Genomic DNA, 23576 nt, shown 5'->3' on the forward strand with positions numbered 1-23576 from the left:
TGGGCGCGGGTGAAAGAGAGGTAACGACGTCGAAAGCGCCGTCCGCATGGTCGGAGAGAACGCCGGCAAGCTGCTCTTCGCAGCGATCCGGCGGGTTTCCGGCTGGCATGGCGGCAACGCGGGCGCAAAGGGGCGCCGTCGCATCGCGGCCGGCCGCGGAAGGCCTAGACGCGTCAAAGAGCAAGTTTGTCGTCACGGCAATGCTGCTTCGCTACCTGACATCTCCTGGCGGGCGCACCTACTACTTCTTGGAGTTCTGCGACCGGGCGCCGGTATAACTAGTCAGGCGGCGTTGGAAGCATGCCGGCGGCACCGTTTCCCGGTGCGGGCGGGACTTCTCTCACCAGAGTGGATGCCGGGAGGGCATCCACTATCAAATTCTGTTCTACCTGAACACTACATTCCCACGTGACCGCCGTCAGCGCCGAAGTTGCCTTTGGGCGACTTCCTGCGCGGGCGATACCGTGCGTGCTGCGTTTTTGCTGCCATTCACCAGCCCGGGGCTCGCGTTGTACGCAAAGAAGCCGGAGGCTGGCAGGGCTGGCGGCAACCCGAAGTGTAAAATACGACGAATCGCCTACACCTGACTTGCGCTGCCGGTCTTTGGCCGGAACAGCGAGGAAATTATATTGAAAATGAATGAGTTACGCCATCAAATTGAAAAAGAGGTGCGGCCCGCCGCGGCCGGGCCCCAGGTGGCGTACGTAACAATCGGCGACGAGGCCGATGGCCAGCGGATCGACAACTTCCTGCTGAAGCTCTCGAAAGGGGTGCCGAAGAGTCATGTCTACCGCATCCTGAGGTCGGGGGAAGTGCGGGTCAACAAGGGGCGGGTCGATGCGACTTATCGCCTGCAGCTTGGCGATGTCGTGCGGATTCCGCCCATGCGGGTCGCGACTCCGGCACCTGATGGCGGCAAATTCGTGCCGCCGGCCAGTTTCCCGGTTGTCTTCGAGGATGATTACCTGCTGGTGATCAACAAGCCTGCCGGCGTGGCCGTGCACGGCGGGTCCGGCGTGGCGTTTGGCGTGATCGAGCAGTTGCGGCGGGCGCGCCCGCAGGCCAAGTTCCTTGAACTCGTGCACCGCCTCGATCGCGAGACCTCCGGCCTGCTGGTGCTGGCGAAGAAGCGCTCGGCGCTGGTCAACCTCCATGAACAGATGCGCGGCAGCGCGCTGGACAAGCGATACTTCGCGTGCGTGGCAGGGCACTTCGAGAATGCCCGGCAGCACGTGAAGCTGCCACTATTTAAATACACCACCGCCGAGGGAGAGCGGCGGGTACGCGTGCAGGACGACGGGATTGCCTCGCATACCGTGTTCAACCGGCTTGAAGTCATGCCGGGCTTCACCCTGCTCGAGGCCGAGCTGAAGACGGGGCGGACGCACCAGATCCGGGTCCACCTGGCGCATTCCGGCTTCCCTATCCTCGGCGACGAAAAATACGGCGATTTCGCCCTGAACAAGGCGCTGGCCCGCAGCGGTGCCAATCCCGGGCTCAAGCGCATGTTCCTGCACGCGCATAGCCTGACCTTTACACATCCGGTAAGTGGTGAAATCATCACTGTCGTTGCACCCATGCCGCCGGAGTGCGAAACCTTCCTGCAGCAAGCACGTAACCAGCGCGCCCGCGACTAAGGCGCCCATGAGGAAATCAATGGCCAGGCAACGCTTCGACCTGATCGTGTTCGACTGGGATGGAACCCTGATGGATTCCACCCCGACCATCGCCAAGTGCATCCAGCTAGCCAGCCGCGACCTTGGCCTGCCGGTACCCGACGACAGCGCGGCCAGCCATGTGATCGGGCTGGGGCTCAAGGATGCGCTGTCCTATGCGGTGCCCACGCTCGATCCCGCTGACTATCCCAAGCTGGCAGAGCGCTATCGCTTCCACTTCCTGACCCGCGACGCGGAACTGGTGCTGTTCGATGGGGTTCGCGAGATGCTGGAGGCATTGCACGCAGAGCACTATTTTCTTGGCGTGGCAACGGGCAAGACCCGCGTTGGCCTGCAGCGCGCCCTGGAGGCTACCGGCCTGGTCCGTCTGTTCGACGGTACGCGCTGCGCGGACGAAACCTTTTCCAAGCCTCACCCGGCCATGCTGCAAGAGCTGGCCAGGGAACTGGGGCAGGATATGGAGCGCACGGTCATGATTGGTGATACTACCCATGACCTGCAGATGGCGGCCAATGCCGGCGCGGCAGGGATCGGTGTCGGCTATGGTGCCCACCCGGCGGACGCCTTGCGTGCAATGGCGCCGCTGCATTGCGCATCCTCGATCGCCGATCTGCAAGACTGGCTGTTGACACATGCCTGACGCGGCGGTTGCCGGCATGTCCGGGCAGCGCCGCTTATGCGCAACTGAAGACCTGGCTGAAGGCGGCGCCGGGGTGCGCTTCATGGTCGAAATGGGTGGCCGTCCTGTTGGCGCGTTTGTCGTGCGCTTCGGGGGCGGTGTCCATGGCTACCTGAACCAGTGCGCCCACGTGCCGATGGAGCTCGATTGGCAGGAGGGACAGTTTTTCGAGTCCTCGGGCCTATACTTGATGTGCGCGACACATGGCGCGATTTATGCGCCGGACAGTGGCTTGTGCCTGGGTGGGCCTTGCCGGGGCGCTTCGTTGTCGAAGCTGCGCGTCGAGGAACATGACGGCAATGTGTACTGGTTCCCGGAAAGCCCATACGAAGTCCCCGCTGGCTAGCCGGCAAGCAGACGCCGACCTATTCCTAATCAAGAGCCAACTGCATGACTGAACAGCAAAAACCGCCTCAGGACGAGTCTGGCAAGACGCCGGATCCGGCTGCTCCTACCAGCGCCGGGGCGGAGGATCGGCTGGAGACCGCTTCCCAGGCTGATTTTCCGTTGGAGCAAGACTTGCGCGCCGGGGATGCGGCCACACAAAAAGAAGCCAGCCAGCGCAAGGAGCGCCTGGCCGGCCGCGAAGTCGGGCCAGTCCCGACTGGCACGGGCTGGGAGCGGGATGTGCTGGAAAAGGTGCTGATGGCGACCTTGCGCGAGCAGCGTGCCGCGCGTCGGTGGCGGATCTTTTTCCGTTTTGTCGGGTTAGCCCTGCTGGCGCTGCTCTTCTTCACCATTTTCGACTTCAAGGGCGACGGCGGCATCGCCACTAGTGGCCGCCATACGGCAATGGTGTCGCTCGACGGCGAGATCGCCGCCGGTACGCCAGCCAGCGCTGAATCGATCAACGCCGCCTTGCAGGCTGCATTCGCCGACACCAATGCCGCGGGCATCATCCTGAAGATCAATTCTCCGGGCGGCTCACCGGTACAGGCCGGCATGATCAACGATGAAATCCGCCGCCTGCGGACCCTCTATCCGTCCAAGCCGTTTTACGTAGTGGTGGAGGAAATCTGCGCCTCGGGCGGTTACTACGTGGCGGCGGCGGCGGACAAGATTTATGTCGACAAGGCCAGCATCGTGGGTTCGATCGGCGTGCTGATGGATGGTTTCGGCTTCACCGGCCTGATGGACAAGCTTGGCGTGGAACGCCGGCTTTACACCTCCGGCGCCAACAAGGGCATGCTCGATCCCTTCTCGCCGCAAGTGCCGAGGCAGAAACAATTTGCCGAGACCATGCTCAAGCAGATCCATCAGCAGTTCATCGATGTGGTCAAGGAAGGTCGTGGCGATCGCCTGAAGGAGGACCCGGATCTTTTCTCCGGCTTGTTCTGGTCCGGCGAGCGCAGTGTCGAGTTGGGCCTGGCCGACGGGCTGGGCAACGCCGACTACGTGGCGCGGGATCTGTTCAAGGCCGAGGACATTGTGGACTACACCGTCAAGGAGAACATCGCGGAGCGGGTAGCCAAGCGCTTCGGCGCGGCGATGGGTACGGCGGCGATGAAGACCATGTTGTTTGGCTCGCACGTGCAAGCCATTCGCTAATCGGACCTACCGCAAGAAATGTGGGGCGCTTGCGCCCCACATTTCGTTTCTCCGCCTTGTCTTCAGGCCGCCAGCAGCGAGAAGATGGCCGGCCGTCTGTTCAGTTCCAGCCGCTCAGGACGCCAATCGGAAATCGGCAGGGTTACGATCGTTTCGCTCGGCAAGGTCAGGTCCACCGCGATCGACAGCAGGCTGGTGCCGGCGCAATGCTGGCGCATGGCTTCAAGCAGGGGGCCATTGCGGTAGGGTGTCTCGATCCAGACCTGGGTCTGGTGTGCCTTGCGTGAAAGCTGCTCCAGTTCGCGCAGCCGCCTGGCGCGTTCGCCAGCGTCCACCGGCAGGTAGCCGTTGAAGGCAAAGCTCTGGCCGTTCAGGCCGGACGCCATCACGGCCAGCAGGATCGAGCTCGGCCCAACCAGCGGCCGTACGCGCACACCTTTGGCATGGGCCAGCCGCACCAGGTTGGCGCCGGGATCGGCCACCGCCGGCACGCCGGCTTCGGATAGCAGGCCACCGTCGCGGCCCGCGCGGATCGGGGCCAGCAGGTCGGCCAGGGCGCCGTCGCGCGTGTTGACGTTGAGTTCGCGAATCTCGATCTGCTGGATCGGCCTGGCCAGCGGGCAGGTCTCGCCCAGCTTCTTCAGAAAAGCGCGAGCTGTCTTGGCGTTTTCCGCCACCAGGTAATCCAGCCCCGCGGCGATTTGCTGAACGCCCGCCGGAATCACGTCCGGCAGGGGATCCGTCTCGTCGCGCTTTCCCAGGGTGTTGGGGATCAAATATAGGATGCCGCTCATGCTTGGGTTCTCGTGTTTCGTCTGTGTTGTCGGCGCGCGCCGGCTGAGAGCTTAGTCCAGGAAAAAGGGGTAGCCGGCCTGGCGCAGCATGGTCGTCAGTGCAATTAGCGGCAAGCCTACCAGCGCGGTGGGATCGTCCGATTCCATGTGCGAGAGCAGGGCGATGCCCAGGCCTTCGGATTTTGCGCTGCCCGCCACGTCGTAGGGGCGCTCGATGCGTAGGTAGGCGTCCAGTTCGTGGTCGGGAAGCTCACGGAAGGTGGCGCGGGTCTGGACATCCGCTAGCTGGGCTTCACCGTTGCGGCCGTCAAGCAGGCACAGTGCGGAATGGAAAGTGACGGTACGGCCTCGCATCAACTGCAATTGTGCCAGTGCCTGCGCGTGCGAACCGGGTTTGCCGATTTGCCTGCCATCCAGCGTGGCCACTTGATCGGAGCCAATGACCAGCGCGCCTGGATGCCGTTCGGCAATGGCCTGGGCCTTGCCGCGAGAGAGCCGCAGGGCCGTGGCTTCCGGGCTTTCGCCGGTCAGCGGGCTTTCGTCGATGTCCGGCGTCGCTACCTCGAAAGGGATGCGCAGGCGCTGCAGCAATTCGCGGCGATACGGCGAACTGGAGCCTAGGATCAGGGTGGGGCGGGAGGATTGCGACATAAGTAGTTGAGCGAAAAGGGAAAGCGGCGTATGGCCGTCTTCCAAAATTTTGACCGCGGCAGAAAAATCGACGTATAATCTCGCGTTTAGCCAAGCAAGTCCGGCGCAAATCCGTGTGTATACCGGTTTTGTGCGGCGCCCGGGTCACGTTTCGATGGTGTATGCGTCGAAACAGCGGTCGAAACCGCGATGCCCGGGATGCCCCGGCAAGACGGCACGATAAGACATGACCCAGCCGATTGACCCGCGCGCGCTCGATCTCTTCGCATTTTGCCGCGCTGGTGGCGAAGCCACCGGCGAAGTCGCGGCGCGCGATTTGCCGCGCATCATAGCCGAGACCGCCGCGCATGCGCCAGTGTCGGCGCCGGACGAGGTCTTCAGCTACTCGCTCACCGGCTTTGTCGAGGAAGAAGCGAGCGAACCCGGTACGCCGGCAACGCAGCACCTTTACGTCGACCTGACCGTGAATGGCCAGGTGTGGCTGGATTGTCAGCGTTGCCTGGGGATCTATGCTCAGGCGATCGCCACGGACATGTGCTTCGAGGTGGTCGCCAGCGAGGAAGAGGCCGACGCGGCACCCATGGACGACGACGAGATTGATGTGATCGTCGGTTCCCGGCGCTTCGACCTGCTGACGCTGATTGAAGATGAAGTGCTGCTGGCCTTGCCGGTAGCTCCCAAGCATGACGTTTGCCCCACGGTTCACGAAAGCCTTGTGACCGGGGTGGACGGACAGGCGGAACCTGAAGCCGAGGTCCCGCTGGAAGAAGAAAAACGGCCTTCGCCCTTTGCGGCGCTGGCCGGCCTGAAAACGAAGCACTGAAGCCGGTTCGCCGGCATCGGGCAGCGAGTTCAAGGCACCAGGATCAGCATCCGGCCGGGCCCGGCTACGCCTCGTGCGGGATGCGTGTGTTACCATTGAAAAATTCTCGAAGGAGTCATCATGGCAGTTCAACAGAACAAGAAGTCGCCCTCCAAGCGCGGCATGCATCGCTCGCACGACCATCTGACGGCGGCAGCGCTGGCAGTGGAGCCGACCACGGGCGAGACCCACCTGCGTCACCACGTGAGCCCGAACGGCTACTATCGTGGCCGCAAGGTCATCAAGACCAAGAACGACTGACAGATCGTTCGGCGTGACTTTGCGTCTCGTACGCGCACGTTGGTAGGTCAAAAACAAAAAAGCGGCAAAATCGTTGCCGCTTTTTTGTTGCGCGCTCGCAGCGCAAGCCGTAGCGCAGGCTTCCACCAGGCCGACTTGCGCCGCTTGCTCAAGCCGAGTGCCTGGCCGAGGCCATGTACGGCGGCCGGAGGGGCGTCAGATCTCGCCCGCCGTCGAGCGCTCCGGGAGGCGGTCGGGTTGCCGCCGGCCGGTCAGGGCGATGCCTCCGGCCAGGGAGCCAGGTCTTAACGTCACGCCGACAAGCGCTTCTGCACCAGGAAACAATGACGATCAAACTAGCTATCGACTGCATGGGTGGCGATCACGGTGTCTCTGTGACGGTACCAGCGGCGATCAGTTTTCTCTCCAGCCATAGCGACGCCGAAGTGGTGCTGGTCGGCTTGCGGGAAAGCATCGAGCCTCAGCTAAAGAAGTTGCACGCGCTTGATCACCCCCGTGTGCGCATCGTGACCGCGACTGAGGTCATCACCATGGATGACCCGGTCGAGGTGGCGCTGCGCAGGAAGAAAGACTCTTCCATGCGCGTGGCCGTGACCCAGGTGAAAGAGGGCCTGGCGGGCGCCTGCATCTCGGCGGGCAATACCGGAGCGCTGATGGCGGTGTCGCGCTATGTGCTCAAGACGCTCGAGGGCATCGAGCGTCCGGCGATTGCCACCACCATTCCCAATGAGCAGGGCTGGGGCACCACGGTGCTCGATCTCGGTGCCAACGCCGATTGCGAGCCCGAGCACCTGCTGCAATTCGCGCGCATGGCAGAGGCCATGGTTGCCGTGGTGGATCATAAGGAACGTCCCAGCGTCGGCCTGCTGAACATTGGCGAGGAAGTGATCAAGGGCAACGATGTGGTGAAGCGTGCCGGCGAACTGCTGCGCGCTTCGGAACTCAACTTCTACGGCAACGTGGAAGGCAACGACATCTTCAAGGGCACCACCGATATCGTCGTGTGCGATGGCTTCGTCGGCAACGTCGCGCTGAAGAGCAGCGAAGGGCTGGCCAAGATGATCGCCAACATGATCAAGGAAGAATTCACGCGTTCGTGGTTCACCAAGCTGCTGGCGGTCCTGGCTTTGCCGGTGCTCAAGCGGTTGTCCCGGCGCCTGGACCCGGCGCGCTACAACGGCGCTTCCCTGCTCGGTCTGCGCGGGCTGGTCATCAAAAGTCATGGTTCCGCCGACGCGCACGCTTTTGAGTGGGCTATCAAACGCGGGTATGATGCGGCCAGGAATGGTGTGATCGAACGCACCATTCAGGCTTTCGCCAACAAGTCAGGTAACAGCACTCCGGCTACCGGCCCGCAGTCAGGCGCCGAGGATTCCAGTCCAAGCCCGCACGCCGCCTGAGGTCTTGATGTAGATGCCGCGGGCGACGACCCGCGGCCAGACGATCGATCCGACATTACATGACAAGCTACGCAAAAATCATCGGGACCGGGAGCTATTTGCCTCCGCGGCGCGTCACTAACCAAGATATCGCGGCGCAACTGGCTGAGAAGGGCATCGAGACCAGCGACGAATGGATCTTTTCGCGCAGTGGCATCTCGGCCCGCCATTGGGCCGAGCCGGATGTCACCAGCAGCGACCTCGCCGTCAAGGCGGCGGAGCGTGCGCTGGAAGCTGCCGGCATCGATCGCCAGAGCATCGACCTGATCATCGTTGCCACTTCCACACCCGATTTCGTCTTCCCCAGCACCGCCTGCCTGGTGCAGCAGAAGCTTGGCATCACCAACAACTGCGCGGCGTTCGACCTGCAGGCGGTGTGCTCCGGTTTTGTCTATGCGCTGGCCACCGCCGAAAAATTCATCCGTAGCGGTTCGCACCGCAATGCGCTGGTGATTGGCTCGGAAGTGTTCTCGCGCATTCTAGACTTTAACGACCGCACCACCTGCGTGCTGTTCGGCGACGGCGCCGGCGCGGTCGTGCTGTCGGCTTCCGAGGAGCCCGGCATCCTGTCTTCGGCAATGCACTCCGACGGTAGCCACGTGGACATCCTCTGCGTGCCGGGCAATGTCTCGGGCGGCAATATCACCGGCAACCCGTTCCTGCATATGGACGGCCAGGCAGTGTTCAAGCTCGCGGTCACGGTGCTCGACAAGGTGGCGCGCGAAGCGCTCGCCGGCGCGCAGTTCCCGCCCGAAAAAGTAGACTGGCTGATCCCGCACCAGGCCAATATCCGCATCATGCAAAGCACCGCCAGGAAGCTTGGCCTGCCGGCCGAGCGCATGGTGGCGACGGTGCACGAGCACGGCAATACGTCGGCCGCCTCGATCCCCCTGGCACTCGATGTGGCGGTGCGCGATGGCCGCATCGGCGCGGGACACCACGTGCTGATGGAAGGCGTGGGCGGGGGCTTCACCTGGGGCGCGGTACTGCTGCGCATGTAAAATCCGGGCCGGCGCCGCGATGTTGTTTCGTCGCGCCGGTCCTGCGGTATCCATCTTTACGATTCGATTGCGATGAAATTCTCCTTTGTATTCCCAGGGCAGGGCTCGCAGGCAGTCGGGATGCTCAATGCATTCGCCGACAATGCGGTAGTCCGAGCCACTCTGGACGAGGCGTCCGCGGCACTCGGCCAGGACCTGGGCCACCTGATCGCCGAGGGCCCGGCCGAGGAACTTAACCTCACGACCAACACGCAGCCGGTCATGTTGACCGCCGCGGTGGCCATTTACCGTGCCTGGCTCGACGCTGGCGGTGCAGCGCCTGCCCTGGTCGCCGGCCATAGCCTGGGTGAATACTCCGCACTGGTGGCTGCCGGGGTGATTTCCTTTGCCGATGCGGTGCCGTTGGTGCGTTTTCGCGCGCAGGCCATGCAAGAAGCCGTGCCGGTGGGCGAGGGCGGCATGGCAGCCATCCTTGGTCTGTCCGACGACGACGTGCGCGCGGCCTGCGCCGAGGCGTCGGCTGCAGGAGCCGGCGTGGTCGAGGCGGTGAACTTCAACGCGCCTTCGCAGGTGGTGATCGCCGGCAACAAGGCCGCTGTGGAAAAGGCCTGTGAAATGGCCAAGGCGCGCGGCGCCAAGCGTGCGCTGCCGCTGCCGGTTTCGGCGCCGTTCCATTCTTCGCTGCTCAAGCCTGCTTCGGACCGCCTGCGTGAGCGCATGGCGGGCATGACGTTCGCCGCACCGTCCATTCCGCTGGTCAACAACGTTGACGTGGCCATCGTCAATGATCCGGAAGCCATCAAGGACGCGCTGGTTCGCCAGGCGGCAGCTCCGGTGCGCTGGGTCGAATGCGTGCAGAAGATTGCAGCCGAGGGCGTGACCCACGTGATCGAGTGCGGTCCGGGCAAAGTGCTGGCGGGCATGACCAAGCGCATCGACGGCAACCTGGTGGGCGGGGCGATCTTCGATCCGGCCTCCCTGCAGGACACGCTGGCGCTGCTGAAGTAAATAAGGACCAAGGCAATGACGAAATTTCTGGAAAACCAGGTCGCGCTGGTGACCGGCGCATCGCGCGGAATCGGCCGCGCCATCGCGCTGGAGCTGGCCGCCCAGGGCGCCACGGTGGTCGGTACCGCCACCAGCGAGGCGGGGGCCGCCGCGATCAGCGAATACCTGGCGGCAGCCGGCGGCAAGGGCCGCGGAGCCGTGCTCAACGTCAATGATGCGGCGGCTTCCGAAGCGCTGATCGACGAACTCGTCAAGACGCATGGCAGCCTCGGTATTCTGGTGAACAACGCCGGTATTACCCAGGACCAACTCGCCATGCGCATGAAAGACGACGACTGGAGCGCGGTTGTCGAGACCAACATGACGGCGGTGTTCCGCTTGTCGCGCGCCGTGCTGCGCCCGATGATGAAGGCGCGCGGCGGCCGTATCATCAATATCACCTCGGTGGTCGGCTCGACGGGCAACCCCGGGCAAATGAACTATGCGGCCGCCAAGGCCGGCGTCGAAGGCATGAGCCGCGCACTGGCGCGCGAAATCGGCAGCCGGAACGTGACTGTGAACTGCGTGGCGCCTGGCTTTATCGACACCGACATGACCAAGGTCCTGTCGGATGAGCAGCATGCGGCACTGAAGACCCAGATTCCCCTGGGCCGTCTCGGGCAGCCGGAAGATATCGCGCATGCGGTCGCCTTCCTGGCGGGCCCTCAAGCGGCCTACATTACAGGTACGACGCTCCATGTGAATGGTGGCATGTACATGAATTGATCGCCTTGCGTGGTGTCGGGTTCGAAGGAGAAGCCGACAAAAGCCGCGCGAAGTGGTTATTTTTAAAACTGATCGGGCGCTGTTCTTGCAATAGACGGCAGGGGGCATTTTTGTGGCCCAAACCTGCTAAAATGCGCCCACTTTTTGTCGAACTTCCCTGGAGGGTTACATGGACAATATCGAACAACGCGTCAAGAAAATCGTGGCAGAACAACTCGGCGTCGCCGAGGCAGACATCAAGAACGAATCCTCGTTCGTGAACGACCTGGGCGCGGATTCGCTCGACACGGTTGAACTCGTGATGGCGTTGGAAGATGAATTCGGCATGGAAATTCCCGATGAGGAAGCCGAAAAGATCACGACCGTGCAACAGGCAATCGATTACGCCACCGCACACGTCAAGGCCTGAGCCTGTCGTATCTGAATTCCGAGCCACAGAAGGCAGGCGCGAGGCCCATGGGCTCACCGCGCTGTTTTCTGTGGCTTTCGTTTGTTCGAAGAAGCACAATTGGTACGGCTACGCCGGCATCGGCGTAGCCCGGCGCCGGCCGTTGGCCAGTTCCGATTCATTTTCCAGTTCTGCTTCACGTACCCGTAGGAAATCATAGTGAGCCGTCGTCGCGTCGTCGTCACTGGGCTTGGCCTTGTGTCTCCGGTCGGAAACACGGTTGCCGAAGGCTGGGCCAACCTGGTTGCCGGCAAGTCTGGCATCGCCACCGTTACCAAATTCGATCATTCCGCGCTTGCCGTGCATTTTGCCGGCGAAGTGAAGGGCTTCAATGCCGAGGATTACATCCCGGCCAAGGAAGCCCGCCATATGGATACGTTCATCCACTATGGCATCGCAGCGGGCTCGCAGGCGCTGAAGGATAGCGGCTACGAAGTGACCGAAGCCAATGCAGAGCGCATCGGCGTGCTCGTTGGCTCGGGCATCGGCGGCCTGCCGATGATCGAGGACACCCACGCCGAGCTGACCAATCGTGGTCCGCGCCGGATCTCCCCGTTCTTCGTGCCAGGCTCGATCATCAACATGATCTCGGGCCACCTGTCCATCATCCATGGACTCAAGGGCCCCAACCTGGCCGCGGTAACGGCTTGCACCACCGGCCTGCACAGCATCGGCCTGGCGGCCCGGCTGATCCAGGCGGGCGATGCGGACGTCATGCTGGCCGGCGGCGCGGAATCCACGGTGTCGCCGCTCGGCATCGGCGGTTTCGCCGCGGCACGCGCGCTGTCGACCCGCAACGACGACCCCGCTGCCGCGTCCCGCCCGTGGGACAAGGATCGCGATGGCTTCGTGCTGGGCGAGGGTGCCGGTGTGGTCATGCTCGAAGAGTATGAGTCGGCCAAGGCACGTGGCGCCAAGATCTATGCCGAGCTGATTGGCTTCGGCATGAGTGGCGACGCTTACCACATGACGGCACCCAATATGGATGGCCCGCGCCGCTGCATGGTCAACGCCCTCAAGGACGCTGGCGTCAATGCGGACGAAGTCGGTTATCTGAATGCGCACGGTACCTCGACTCCGTTGGGCGACAAGAACGAGAGCGAAGCCATCAAGCTTGCCCTTGGCGATCACGCTTACAAGGTGGCGGTCAATTCAACGAAGTCGATGACCGGCCACCTGTTGGGCGGCGCCGGCGGCCTCGAGTCGGTGTTCACCGTACTGGCGCTGCACCACCAGGTGTCGCCGCCGACCATCAATATCTTCAACCAGGATCCCGAGTGCGACCTGGATTACGTGGCTAACACGGCACGCGACCTGAAGATCGATGTGGCGGTGAAGAATAACTTCGGCTTCGGCGGCACCAACGGCACGCTTGTCTTCCGGCGCGCCTGAACCCGGCGTGCGCCGGGTGGCGACACCATGGAGTTCAGTCAAGGCCCATCCTTTGCGGTGGGTTTTGGCGCTGTTTCTTGCCTGCGAGCTCGCAACGTTCGCGTTGCTTGCCCGGCAAGGGATGCACGAACTGGGGCGGTCTGCGCAAGGCTGGAGTTTGCCGCAATGGCTGGCGCTGCTCGGCATCGCTGCGTTGTGCGGTTGGCTCACATGGCACTGGCACGCACTTTGGTGCGGCGCCGCGTGTACCTACGACGGCCTGGCGCAAGGACGGGATCGCACGGGCCGGCCAGGCATCCTTGTTGGCTTGCCGGATGGCCGCCGCGCGGTGGCGCGTGTCGAGTCCAGTTGGGAATTGGGCGAGTTGGCCCTGGTGCTCGCCCTGGAACCGGTGACCGGACATCCCCCTCGGGTGCTGGTGGTCAGCCGTGTGCTCGTGGACACCGGCGCCTTGCGGGCGCTCAGACGTACTCTCCGCGTTGCGCAGCGTGACTGCCAGGCGACAGGCGAGGCCAGTTGATGCGCGGCTGTTTCGAGCATCCATCACAATATGCGTTGCACCGCACTGACCGTGCGCCGAGCTACGTAGGTAAAATACAACGTTTGTCGTGAAGACGATACCAAGAGATACACTGCAGGTGAAATATTCGTGAGCGAACGCGAAGCCGATCAGCTCCTCGTTGAGCGCGTCCAGCAAGGCGATAAGCGGGCCTTTGAATTGTTGGTGGTGAAATACCACCGCAAGATCATCAGGCTCATTTCGCGTTTGGTGCGGGATTCGGCCGAAGTGGAGGATGTGGCACAGGACGCCTTTATCAAGGCGTATCGTGCCTTGCCCCAGTTTCGCGGCGAGTCGGCGTTCTACACCTGGTTGTACCGGATTGCGGTGAACACCGCGAAGAACTATCTGGCGACCCAGGGGCGCCGGCCGGAGGCCTCCAGTGATATCGATGCCGAAGAGGCTGAAACTTTTGCGGACGGTGAGCAACTAAGAGATATCAATACGCCGGAGTCGATGCTCCATACCCGCCAGGTGGCCGAGACGGTCAACCGCGCGATGGAAGCACTGCCCGAGGAATTGCGCACCGCCATCACCCTTCGCGAGATCGAAGGCCTCAGCTACGAGGAGATCGCGGAAGCCATGGGGTGCCCGATCGGCACCGTCCGGTCGCGCATCTTCCGGGCGCGCGAGGCGATTGCCGAGAAATTGCGTCCGCTGCTGGGAACGGCAGAGGGCAAACGATGGTAGTAGTCAGCCGTCGTCAGTGGTAAAGAAAATGTCGTGCGGCCAGCGTTGCAGCCTATTCCTGCATCGATAAACGACAAGGCAGTGGACGGGATTGTCGGTGTTCAATGGTTTTTCTAGGGGTGGGAAATGGGTCAGGCTCACAAGCAGTCGGTTCATGTAGTGGAAGCGGCGGAGCAGATTTCCGTGCTGATGGATGGCGAGCTGGCGCCGCACGAAGTAAGCGCTGTGTTGGATCTCGCGAAGAGCGGGGCGGGCATGGCGAGCTGGACCTCCTATCAACTGATTGGCGATGCCCTGCGTTCGGAAGAACTGACGCATGCCGGCTCGACCGATGATTTTCTCTCCCGGTTTTCCGCCCGTCTCGACAGCGAACCGCATGTGCTGGTGCCCGCGGTCGCGAAGGCGTCGGGAGCACATCGCATGCTCTTCAAGCCGTCGTGGGTGCGCCGCGTGATGCCGGGTACGGCCATCGCTGCCGCGGTGGCGGCCGTCAGCTGGGTGGTGGTGCCGCAGATGCGCGGTTCCGCCGACCTCGGTACGCCGGATGCCGTGGTGGCACGCGTAGAGCAACCCGCCGTGCCCAAGGCCGGCGGCATCGTGACCGTGTCCGCGGACAGCGCGCAAATGATCCGCGATCCGCGTCTGGACGAATATCTGCGTGCCCACCGCGTATCGGTTGCAACTGATGCGGTAGTGCCCACGATGCGCACCGTTGCCAACAGCGCAAACTTCTCTCAGGACAATTCGCAGGAATAATGCCGGACATGCATAAAGGATGGTCGCCCGCCAACGTAGCGGGCGCACACAGAATTAGGGCCCTTCGCAGGTCCTTTTTTCTGGCCTTGTGTCTGACYGCKGCYGCMGCAACKGCGCAGCCGCCGGACAATACGCTGGCCCGTCGCGACGCAACGGCCTGGCTCAACAAGATCCACCGCGCGGCACAGCGCGAGAATTATGTTGGCACGCTGATTTATCAGCGCGGCAGCGTGATGCATGCGTCGCGCATTCAGCACTATAGCGACCTCGTCAACAACGAGTACGAACGGCTTGAGACGCTCGACGGCAAGCCGCGCGAGGTGCTGCGCCAGAACGATATCGTGCACAGCCTGATTCCCGAGGCCAAACTGGTGGTGGTGGAAAAGCAGGAAGCCAAGGATCGTTTCCCGGCCCTCCTGGCCACCAACAAGAGCGATGTGCTGGATATCTACGATATGCGCAAGCTTCCCGGCGAGCGCGTGGCCGGCGTTGAGTGCGAAGTGTTCTCGCTAGAGCCGCATGACGCCGCGCGCTATGCCGTGCGTCTTTGGGCCGAGAAGAATTCCGGCCTGCTGATGCGCGCCCAGACCCTGGGCGAGGGCGGCAAGGTGCTGGAGCAGGTGGCTTTCTCGCAAGTCGAGATCGGAGTGCCTTCCGAAAAGCAGCGCATCCTCACTGCCATCAAGAATTCCGGCGCCTGGAACCACTATGAGGTGACCAACCAGCCTGCCAATATTGCCGACGAGGGCTGGAGCATCGGGATCCCGGTCAAAGGGTTCATGAAGATCCGCGAGGTTCGCCGGCCACTTGGGGAGCTGCGCGCACCACAGGCCAACCCGCGCGGGAACGTCTTCGAAGTGCTCCAGATCGTCTACAGCGATGGCTTGACCGGTTTGTCCGTATTTATCGAGCCGGTTTCCGAGCAGCGCGTGCGCCGCGAAGGCGTGGCTTCGCTCGGTGCTACCCAGGTCGTGGTGCGCCGTGTGGCCGATTTCTGGATCACCGTGGTGGGCGAAGTCCCGCCGGCCACAGTAAGGCTGTTTGCCTCGGCGGTAGAATACAAACCACCGAAGGGCCACTAAGCCGGATTGCTGCGTGGAGGGGCGGCGAGAACGCCGCCCTGCATCCGCCGCCAGTCCGCTGCGCACGCTGCCCAAGCTTTTTTCCTCGTTTCGCTGATCTCCCGGGAGTCGACGATGTCACCAAGATCTCCAGCCTTGGCTCGGACCGTGCTCATGGCTGCCATTCTCGCTTTTGCGCCATTTGTCGCCGAGCTGAGCCATGCACAGGCGGCCGCGCCGTCCTATAACCTGCCCGATTTCACCGATCTGGTGGAAAAAGCCGGCCCGGCCGTCGTGAATATCCGCACCACCGAGCGCGTTCGCGCGCGCGGTACTCCCGGCAGCGAAGACGACGAGATGGCAGAGTTCTTCCGCCGTTTCTTTGGTGTGCCCATGCCGGGCGCGCCCACGCCTCCGGGCACCCCGCGCCGCGGCCAGCCGCCGCAAGGGCCGCAGGGGCCGCAGGGCGAGGAGCAGAGCCGTGGCGTGGGGTCCGGTTTTGTCATCAGCCAGGATGGCTATGTGATGACAAATGCTCATGTTGTGGCGGATGCGGAAACCATCTATGTCACGCTGCCCGACAAGCGAGAGTTCAAGGCGAAGCTGATCGGCTYGGACAAGCGTACCGACGTAGCGTTGCTCAAGGTCGACGCGACCGGCTTGCCCAAGCTCACGCTCGGCGATTCGGACAAGGTCCGCGCCGGCGAATGGGTGCTGGCGATCGGCTCGCCATTTGGCCTCGACAACACCGTGACGGCCGGCATTGTGTCGGCCAAGGGGCGCGATACCGGAGACTACCTGCCGTTTATCCAGACCGATGTGGCGGTTAATCCAGGTAACTCGGGTGGCCCGCTGATCAACCTGCGCGGCGAGGTCATCGGCATCAATTCCCAGATCTATAGCCGCAGCGGGGGCTATATGGGCATCTCCTTCGCCATCCCGATCGACGAGGCCATGCGTGTCACCGAGCAGCTCAAGGCGACCGGCAAGGTGACGCGCGGGCGTATCGCGGTTGCGATCGGCGATGTCACCAAGGAAGTCGCCGACTCGCTCGGCCTGGGCCGAGCCCGGGGCGCGCTGGTGGGTAGCGTCGAACCCGGAGGCCCTGCCGAGAAGGCGGGGATCGAAGCCGGTGACATCATCCTCAAGTTCAACGGCCGTGACATCGAGAAGGCGTCCGACCTGCCGCGCATGGTCGGCGATATCAAGCCGGGCACGCGCGTACCGCTGCAGCTGTGGCGCAAGGGCGCGACGCGGGAAGTTTCGATCACCGTGGCCGAACTCGACGCCGATGCCAAGGTGCGCACCCGTGGCGGCAATACACCGCGCGACGACGGCGCCGCGCCGGCGGCCAAGCCCAATGCACTCGGCCTGATCGTCAACGAAATTCCCGATGCAAAGCTGAAGGAACTCAAGATCAAGTCGGGCGTGGAGGTCGAGCAGTCCGACGGGCCGGCGATGCGTGCCGRCATTCGCCCGGGCGACATCATCCTGCGGCTGGGCGATAACGACGTGACCAGCCCGCGCCAGTTCAATGAACTGGTCAAGGGGCTGGACAAGGCGAAGATTGCCGCTGTGTTCGTCCGCCGCGGCGATGCCACCCAGGTGCTGACCTTGCGTCCGGGCGCAACGTCCTCGCGCTGATCGGCTCGCCATGGCCGATCTCACACTGTATGGCAGGGGGTATTGCCATCTGTGCGAAGACATGAAAATCGCGCTGGAACCGCTCCGGCGCGATTTTTCCTTTGTCCTGCACGAGGTGGACGTGGATACCGATCCCGCGACCGAAGCGCGCTTCGGCGAACTTGTGCCTGTGCTGATGGTTGGGGCCCCGGCTACCCCTGGCGAGGAACTGTGCCACTACTTTCTCGACGAAAGTCGGGTGAAAGCGTGGTTCGCCGCACATGCGGCCCCGCGAGTGGACGAACGGCCGGTCGAAGGCGCGCAAGTGCGCCCTGCGGGGCATGGCGTGGTGTGATGGCTTGATCCGCCGCCCATTTCGCAATACGGAAGTCCTTGAAAATACGGTAAAATTGCAGTTTGGCGCAAAGTCCGCGTCACCAACCTGCGACCGGAGCGGGGCCCGCCCGACAAGGCGCCAGTTCCAGGTCGTTCATAATTGCTGCGCCGCCAGGCGTGCCCATGCGGGCACCTCCTGGCCCGAACTGGCGCACCCCTGAACATCAGATGGACCATATCCGCAACTTCTCGATCATCGCCCACATCGACCACGGTAAATCGACCCTGGCCGACCGCATCATTCAACTCTGCGGAGGCCTGTCCGATCGCGAGATGGAGGCGCAGGTGCTCGACTCGATGGACATCGAGAAGGAGCGCGGCATCACCATCAAGGCCCAGACCGCGGCGCTCAGCTACAAGGCGCGCGACGGCAAGATCTACAACCTCAACCTGATCGACACGCCGGGGCACGTCGACTTCAGCTATGAAGTGAGCCGCTCTCTGTCCGCCTGCGAAGGCGCGCTGCTGGTGGTCGATGCTTCCCAGGGCGTGGAGGCGCAGACTGTCGCCAACTGCTACACCGCGATCGAACTCGGCGTGGAAGTGGTGCCGGTGCTCAACAAGATCGACCTGCCGTCGGCCGATCCGGAGAACGCGATCCGCGAGATCGAGGAAGTGATCGGGATCGACGCCCAGGATGCCACGCCGTGCTCGGCCAAGACCGGCCTGGGCGTGCAGGACGTGATCGAGGCGATGATCGCCCGCGTGCCGCCGCCCAAGGGCGACGCGGGCGCACCGTTGCAGGCCCTGATCATCGACTCGTGGTTCGACAACTACGTTGGCGTGGTGATGCTGGTGCGCGTGGTCAACGGCACCCTCAAGCCCAAGGACAAGGTACTGCTGATGGCCACCGGCTCGCAGCACCTGGTCGAGCAGGTCGGCGTGTTCTCGCCCAAGTCGCTGCCGCGCGAGTCGCTGTCGGCAGGGCAGGTGGGTTTCGTGATCGCGGGCATCAAGGAACTGAAGGCGGCCAAGGTGGGTGACACCATCACCACCGTGGCGCGCAAGGCGGCCGAGCCGCTGCCGGGCTTCAAGGAGGTCAAGCCGCAGGTGTTCGCGGGCCTGTATCCGGTGGAATCCAACCAGTACGAAGCACTGCGCGAATCCCTGGAAAAGCTCAAGCTCAACGACGCATCGTTGCAGTACGAGCCTGAAGTGTCTCAGGCACTCGGCTTCGGCTTCCGCTGCGGCTTCCTGGGCCTGTTGCACATGGAAATCGTGCAGGAGCGCCTGGAACGCGAGTTCGACATGGACCTCATCACCACCGCGCCGACGGTGGTGTACCAGGTGCAGATGCGTGACGGCACCATGCTGACGGTGGAAAACCCCGCCAAGATGCCGGATCCGAGCCGTATCGAGAATATCCTAGAGCCCATCGTCACCGTCAACCTGTACATGCCGCAGGACTACGTCGGCTCCGTGATCACGCTGTGCACGCAAAAGCGCGGCACGCAGATCAACATGAGCTACCACGGCAAGCAGGTGCAGCTCACGTACGAGATTCCGATGGCGGAAATCGTCATGGATTTCTTCGACCGCCTGAAATCGGTGTCGCGCGGCTATGCCTCGATGGATTACGAGTTCAAGGAATATCGCGCCGCCGACGTGGTCAAGGTGGACATCCTGATCAACGGTGACAAGGTCGACGCGCTGTCGGTGATCGTTCACCGCAGCAATTCGCAGTACCGTGGCCGCGAAGTGGTATCGAAGATGCGCGAGATCATCCCGCGCCAGATGTATGACGTAGCCATCCAGGCCACGATCGGCGCCAACATCATCGCGCGCGAGAACGTCAAGGCGCTGCGCAAGAACGTGCTCGCCAAGTGCTACGGCGGCGATATCTCGCGCAAGAAGAAGCTGCTCGAGAAGCAAAAAGCGGGTAAGAAGCGCATGAAGCAGGTGGGTACGGTCGAGATCCCCCAGGAGGCTTTCCTGGCAATCCTGCAGGTAGGCGACAAGTAAGCTGGCGGAGGCCGGCTCTCGCCGGCTGGCGAAGCGGACTCTAACAAAACAACACGAAGATCTAGCCGTCATGAATTTTGCACTGATCCTTTTTGTGCTGGTGGTTATCACGGGCGTTGCCTGGGTGGCCGACAAACTGGTGTTCGAGAAGCAACGGCGGCTTTCCGCACAGTCCGCGCTGGCGGAGTTCGATGCGCGCCGTACCGATCTGCAGGGGCGCTATGGCGCTGGCGAGGTCGATACCTCGCGTAGCCGCCTGGCGGAGGAAAAGCTGCGCCAGCCATGGTGGCTGGAATATTCGGCAAGTTTCTTCCCGGTGATCCTGGCCGTGTTCGTGCTGCGCTCCTTCGTGGTCGAGCCGTTCAAGATCCCGTCTGGCTCGATGATCCCGACGCTGCTGATCGGCGACTTCATCCTGGTCAACAAGTACGACTACGGCATCCGCCTGCCGGTGGTGAACAAGAAGATCATCTCGGTCGGCGACCCCCAGCGCGGCGACGTGATGGTGTTCCGCTACCCGAAGGACCAGTCGCTCGATTACATCAAGCGTGTGATCGGAGTGCCGGGCGATGTGGTGAGCTACCAGAACAAGCGCCTGACCATCAACGGCAAGCCAGCGGAGTACAGCCCGCTGCCTGACTACCTGGACGAAGAACGGCTTTCGTATTCGAAGCACTTCCGCGAGAAGCTGCCCGACGGCCCGGAGCACGGTATCCTCAATGATGCCGACAGGCCAGCCTATATTTCCGGCATGGATCCGGATTTCCCGTTCCACGAAAACTGCACTTACAATCAGCAAGGCGTAACGTGCAAAGTGCCGCAAGGCCACTATTTTGTGATGGGCGATAACCGGGATAACAGCCTGGATTCACGTTACTGGGGCTTCGTGCCCGATCAGAATATTGTCGGCAGGGCATTCCTGATCTGGATGAACCTCGGCAATATCGGACGCGTGGGGGCGTTCAAGTAAGCCTCCCGCGATGCGTATAAATCACTCCAGTCAAGCGAGGGAAAGCGCAACATGGGTCAATCGGGTCGAGTGGTTGGGGCAGTCAGGGGGCGGGCACGTTTGTCGGGACGCAGCAAGCCGCGTGGATTCTCCCTCGGCAGCTTGCTGATCGTCATACTGGTCGTGGGGGGTATCGTAATCCCGGCGGTCAGGGCGATCCCAAGCCTGCTGGAGTATTTCTCGGTCAAGCGCGCCATCAGTTATGCCAAGCAACAGGCATCCAGCAAGCGCGAAGTGGCCGATTATTTCAACAAGCAGGCGCAGATCGACCGTATCACCGCTGTGCGCAGCGACGATCTGGATATCAATGAAGATGACAATGGCGGGATCCGGTCGGTGGGGTTTTCCTACCGTAACGAAGTGCCGTTATACGGTCCTCTGAGCCTTTTGATTACCTATTCGGGAACGCAGTACTGACATGAACCTCGACGCCTTGCAGCAACGCCTCGGCTACCGCTTCAGCAAGCCAGAATTGCTGCAGCAGGCGCTGACGCACCGCAGCCACAGTGCCTTGCACAACGAACGCCTGGAATTCCTCGGCGATTCGGTGCTGAACTGTGCCGTGGCCGACATGCTGTACGGCATGTTCAGCAAGCTCGACGAAGGCGACCTGTCCCGCGTGCGCGCCAACCTGGTCAAGCAGCAGGCGCTGTATGAAATTGCGCAGATGCTGCAATTGTCCGAGGCGCTGCGCCTGGGCGAGGGGGAACTGAAGAGCGGCGGTTTCCGCCGCCCGTCGATCCTGGCCGATGCGCTGGAAGCGATCGTCGGCGCCGTCTTCCTCGATGCCGGCTTCGAGGGGGCGCGCACGCTGATCCGCAAGCTTTATATCCCCATCCTCGAGCAGGTCGATCCGCGCACGCTGGGCAAGGATGCCAAGACGCTGCTGCAGGAGTACCTGCAAGGCCACAAGATAGCCCTGCCGCAATATAACGTGATCGCCACACATGGCGCCGCGCATAACCAGCAGTTTGAAGTCGAGTGCACCGTGCCTAAACTGGAAGTGCGGGTGTTCGGTACCGGCGCGTCGCGCCGTGCCGCCGAACAGGCCGCCGCCAAGCTGGCGCTCGACGAGGTGCAGAAGCTCGTGCCCCAGTTGCTCAAGCGCAGCCGGGCCGAGCGCACCGGCAAGACGCGCAAGCAACCGGTGCCACCCGATCCCCAGTTGTCTCTCAGGTTGAAGGAATGACCGAATCTACCGATCCGCGGCAAGCCGCCGCGGGTACCCCATCCGCGGCGTTCCGCTGCGGCACCGTGGCCATTGTCGGGCGTCCCAACGTCGGCAAGTCCACCCTGATGAATGCGCTGGTTGGTCAGAAGATCAGCATCACCTCGCGCAAGGCACAGACCACGCGCCATCGCATTGTCGGCATTCAGACTACCGAGGATGCCCAGTATGTGTTCGTCGATACGCCGGGCTTCCAGACGCGCCATGCCAGCGCGCTGAACCGCTCGCTGAACCGCGCGGTCACCTCGACGCTGTCGTCGGTGGACCTGGTGCTGTTCGTCGTGGAAGCCGGCTACTACGGCGCCGACGACGAGAAGGTGCTTTCGCTGTTGCCGAAGAAGGTGCCGGTGCTGCTGGTCACCAACAAACTCGATCGCCTTGGCGCGGACCGGGCCGAGGTGATGATGCCCTTCCTGGAAAAGATGGGCCACCAGTTCCAATTCGCGGAAGTGGTGCCGATGTCGGCCAAGACGCAAGACCACATCGAGCGTCTGCTGGCGATCATCCGGCCGTACCTGCCGGAAGGCGAGCCGATGTATGACGCCGACTCCATGACCGATCGCAGCGAGCGCTTCATGGCCTCCGAGATCATCCGCGAGAAGGTGTTCCGCTGGACCGGCGATGAATTGCCGTACACCAGCACGGTCATCATCGAAAAGTTCGAGACGGAAGGCCGGCTGCGGCGCATCTTCGCCACCATCCTCGTCGAGCGCGACGGGCACAAGGCCATGATCATCGGCAACAAGGGTGCCAAGCTCAAGACCATTTCCACCGAAGCCCGCATCGACATGGAGAAGCTGTTCGACGGCAAGGTTTACCTGGAAATGTTTATCAAGGTAAAGAGCGGCTGGGCCGACAACGAAGCTGGATTGCGCGCCTACGGCTATGAGTGACAGAGCTGGCGGGCCTGCCTTGAAGGCCCGCCGCACAGACCCGGTGGTGGAAGAAGCGGCCGAACTGCTGGACAGCCATGCCGTGCCCGGCATGGAAGTGGCCGAGCAGCGCGCGATGATGGATCGCGCGCTGCGCATCGTGCCGGCGCGCACCGAACTGCGCGTGGCCAACCAGCCCGGCTTCGTGCTGCACGCCTGGCCCTACCGCGAGACCAGCCTGATCCTCGACGTGTTCACGCGCGATTACGGCCGCGTGGCCATGGTGGCCAAGGGCGCCAAGCGGCCGCATTCGGCGCTGCGCCCGGTGCTTCAGCATTTTCAGCCGATCTCGCTGTCCTGGAGCGGCCGTGGCGAAGTCAAGACACTGACGCGCGCGGAGTGGGTCGGCGGCATGCTGCCGCTGGCCAGCGACGCCTTGCTCTCGGGGTTCTATCTCAACGAACTGCTGCTGCGTTTCTGCGCCCGCGAAGATGCGCACGTTGCCCTGTTCCGCCAGTACATGGCCACGCTGACCCGGCTTTCGCATGGCGAGCAGGCCGGCCTGGTGCTGCGCGGCTTCGAGCGCGTGCTGCTGCAGGAAACCGGCTTTGCGGTGGCCTTCGATGAATGCGCCAATTCGGGCGAGACGGTCGAGCCGGGGCAGGACTATGTCTACCAGCCAGAGCGTGGCGTACGCCGCGCGCAGGCCAGCGATCCGTCCTCGTGGCCGGTGGTTTCCGGGCAGACGCTGCTCGACATGTCGCAGGACGACTATCGACGGACACAAACTGTCACGCAAAGTCGTGCGCTGATGCGCTTCCTGCTGCATTATTATCTGCAAGGCGCGCCGTTGAAGACGCGCCAGATCCTGATCGATTTGCACTATCTCTGAGAAT

General features: G+C 62.8%; 26 protein-coding genes. 24 read left to right on the plus strand and 2 right to left on the minus strand.

Annotated features, from left to right (window positions below; all coding sequences use genetic code 11):
• The first annotated feature begins 635 nt into the window (after positions 1–635).
• The 4 genes from AC1DT6_RS08065 to AC1DT6_RS08080 are packed head-to-tail and all read left to right on the plus strand — an operon-like array spanning position 636 to position 3903.
• The gene (locus tag AC1DT6_RS08065; protein WP_441629792.1) at positions 636–1637 is read left to right on the plus strand and encodes an RluA family pseudouridine synthase; all 1002 of its coding nucleotides are present in this window, start codon (positions 636–638) and stop codon (positions 1635–1637) included.
• A 19-nt stretch (positions 1638–1656) separates the two neighbouring features.
• Positions 1657–2316 (plus strand): HAD-IA family hydrolase, encoded by a 660-nt coding sequence (locus AC1DT6_RS08070; RefSeq protein WP_441629794.1) that lies wholly within the window; start codon positions 1657–1659, stop codon positions 2314–2316.
• Positions 2309–2701: a Rieske (2Fe-2S) protein gene (locus AC1DT6_RS08075; protein ID WP_276287877.1), complete on the plus strand. Its 393-nt coding sequence runs from the start codon at positions 2309–2311 to the stop codon at positions 2699–2701. Before AC1DT6_RS08070 ends, AC1DT6_RS08075 begins: the two co-directional genes overlap by 8 nt.
• 44 nt (positions 2702–2745) lie before the next feature.
• Positions 2746–3903 (plus strand): S49 family peptidase, encoded by a 1158-nt coding sequence (locus AC1DT6_RS08080; protein WP_428178781.1) that lies wholly within the window; start codon positions 2746–2748, stop codon positions 3901–3903.
• 62 nt (positions 3904–3965) lie between these two features.
• On the opposite strand, the gene AC1DT6_RS08085 is transcribed toward AC1DT6_RS08080, so the two are convergent.
• Both AC1DT6_RS08085 and AC1DT6_RS08090 read right to left on the minus strand, forming a co-directional pair.
• Positions 3966–4697, minus strand: coding sequence for an SAM-dependent methyltransferase (locus AC1DT6_RS08085; RefSeq protein WP_477102357.1), 732 nt, complete (start codon positions 4695–4697; stop codon positions 3966–3968).
• Positions 4698–4748: 51 nt separating this feature from the next.
• Positions 4749–5348, minus strand: a complete 600-nt coding sequence (locus tag AC1DT6_RS08090) for a Maf-like protein (protein WP_441629799.1) — start codon at positions 5346–5348, stop codon at positions 4749–4751.
• A 226-nt stretch (positions 5349–5574) separates the two neighbouring features.
• Here AC1DT6_RS08090 and AC1DT6_RS08095 point away from each other — a divergent pair, with 226 nt between their 5' ends.
• The 20 genes from AC1DT6_RS08095 to recO all read left to right on the plus strand — a co-directional run bounded on the left by AC1DT6_RS08095 (position 5575) and on the right by recO (position 23572).
• Positions 5575–6171, plus strand: coding sequence for a YceD family protein (locus tag AC1DT6_RS08095; protein WP_441629801.1), 597 nt, complete (start codon positions 5575–5577; stop codon positions 6169–6171).
• 120 nt (positions 6172–6291) lie between these two features.
• Entirely contained in the window at positions 6292–6471 is a 180-nt protein-coding gene (rpmF, locus tag AC1DT6_RS08100; RefSeq protein ID WP_045235589.1) for a 50S ribosomal protein L32, read from the plus strand.
• Between the two features lie 323 nt (positions 6472–6794).
• Positions 6795–7871: a phosphate acyltransferase PlsX gene (plsX, locus tag AC1DT6_RS08105; RefSeq protein ID WP_045235588.1), complete on the plus strand. Its 1077-nt coding sequence runs from the start codon at positions 6795–6797 to the stop codon at positions 7869–7871.
• 59 nt (positions 7872–7930) lie between these two features.
• Positions 7931–8911: a beta-ketoacyl-ACP synthase III gene (locus AC1DT6_RS08110; protein WP_441629806.1), complete on the plus strand. Its 981-nt coding sequence runs from the start codon at positions 7931–7933 to the stop codon at positions 8909–8911.
• Positions 8912–8983: 72 nt separating this feature from the next.
• Positions 8984–9919 carry an ACP S-malonyltransferase gene (gene fabD / locus AC1DT6_RS08115; RefSeq protein WP_441629808.1) on the plus strand — a complete coding sequence of 312 codons (936 nt, stop codon included), beginning with the start codon at positions 8984–8986 and terminating at the stop codon, positions 9917–9919.
• 15 nt (positions 9920–9934) lie between these two features.
• Positions 9935–10684 (plus strand): 3-oxoacyl-ACP reductase FabG, encoded by a 750-nt coding sequence (gene fabG, locus AC1DT6_RS08120; RefSeq protein WP_441629810.1) that lies wholly within the window; start codon positions 9935–9937, stop codon positions 10682–10684.
• Between the two features lie 169 nt (positions 10685–10853).
• Complete coding sequence (acpP, locus tag AC1DT6_RS08125; protein WP_008644813.1) at positions 10854–11093, plus strand: acyl carrier protein; 240 nt, start codon at positions 10854–10856, stop codon at positions 11091–11093.
• A gap of 198 nt (positions 11094–11291) precedes the next feature.
• Positions 11292–12524, plus strand: a complete 1233-nt coding sequence (gene fabF, locus AC1DT6_RS08130) for a beta-ketoacyl-ACP synthase II (protein WP_045235584.1) — start codon at positions 11292–11294, stop codon at positions 12522–12524.
• 64 nt (positions 12525–12588) lie between these two features.
• Positions 12589–13044 carry a hypothetical protein gene (locus AC1DT6_RS08135; RefSeq protein WP_441629813.1) on the plus strand — a complete coding sequence of 152 codons (456 nt, stop codon included), beginning with the start codon at positions 12589–12591 and terminating at the stop codon, positions 13042–13044.
• A 129-nt stretch (positions 13045–13173) separates the two neighbouring features.
• Entirely contained in the window at positions 13174–13773 is a 600-nt protein-coding gene (rpoE, locus tag AC1DT6_RS08140) for an RNA polymerase sigma factor RpoE (RefSeq protein ID WP_045235582.1), read from the plus strand.
• Between the two features lie 126 nt (positions 13774–13899).
• Positions 13900–14529 carry a sigma-E factor negative regulatory protein gene (locus AC1DT6_RS08145; protein WP_441629815.1) on the plus strand — a complete coding sequence of 210 codons (630 nt, stop codon included), beginning with the start codon at positions 13900–13902 and terminating at the stop codon, positions 14527–14529.
• 8 nt (positions 14530–14537) lie between these two features.
• On the plus strand, positions 14538–15611 hold the full coding sequence (locus tag AC1DT6_RS08150; protein WP_477102361.1) for a MucB/RseB C-terminal domain-containing protein: 1074 nt from the start codon (positions 14538–14540) through the stop codon (positions 15609–15611).
• 153 nt (positions 15612–15764) lie between these two features.
• On the plus strand, positions 15765–17234 hold the full coding sequence (locus AC1DT6_RS08155) for a DegQ family serine endoprotease (protein ID WP_477114588.1): 1470 nt from the start codon (positions 15765–15767) through the stop codon (positions 17232–17234).
• 10 nt (positions 17235–17244) lie between these two features.
• A complete protein-coding gene (locus AC1DT6_RS08160) occupies positions 17245–17568 on the plus strand; it encodes a glutaredoxin family protein (protein ID WP_441629821.1) in 324 nt (107 codons plus the stop codon).
• A 209-nt stretch (positions 17569–17777) separates the two neighbouring features.
• Complete coding sequence (gene lepA, locus AC1DT6_RS08165; protein WP_045235578.1) at positions 17778–19571, plus strand: translation elongation factor 4; 1794 nt, start codon at positions 17778–17780, stop codon at positions 19569–19571.
• A 70-nt stretch (positions 19572–19641) separates the two neighbouring features.
• Positions 19642–20541, plus strand: coding sequence for a signal peptidase I (gene lepB, locus AC1DT6_RS08170; protein ID WP_441629823.1), 900 nt, complete (start codon positions 19642–19644; stop codon positions 20539–20541).
• Between the two features lie 51 nt (positions 20542–20592).
• The gene (locus AC1DT6_RS08175) at positions 20593–20997 is read left to right on the plus strand and encodes a DUF4845 domain-containing protein (protein ID WP_441629825.1); all 405 of its coding nucleotides are present in this window, start codon (positions 20593–20595) and stop codon (positions 20995–20997) included.
• 1 nt (position 20998) lies between these two features.
• Complete coding sequence (rnc, locus tag AC1DT6_RS08180) at positions 20999–21769, plus strand: ribonuclease III (protein ID WP_020205117.1); 771 nt, start codon at positions 20999–21001, stop codon at positions 21767–21769.
• Complete coding sequence (era, locus tag AC1DT6_RS08185) at positions 21766–22701, plus strand: GTPase Era (protein ID WP_045235575.1); 936 nt, start codon at positions 21766–21768, stop codon at positions 22699–22701. The genes rnc and era overlap by 4 nt, the downstream gene beginning before the upstream one ends.
• Positions 22694–23572: a DNA repair protein RecO gene (recO, locus tag AC1DT6_RS08190; protein WP_441629828.1), complete on the plus strand. Its 879-nt coding sequence runs from the start codon at positions 22694–22696 to the stop codon at positions 23570–23572. The genes era and recO overlap by 8 nt, the downstream gene beginning before the upstream one ends.
• Positions 23573–23576: the final 4 nt, after the last annotated feature.

The sequence above is a fragment of the Cupriavidus sp. 01L45 genome, assembly GCF_056399885.1.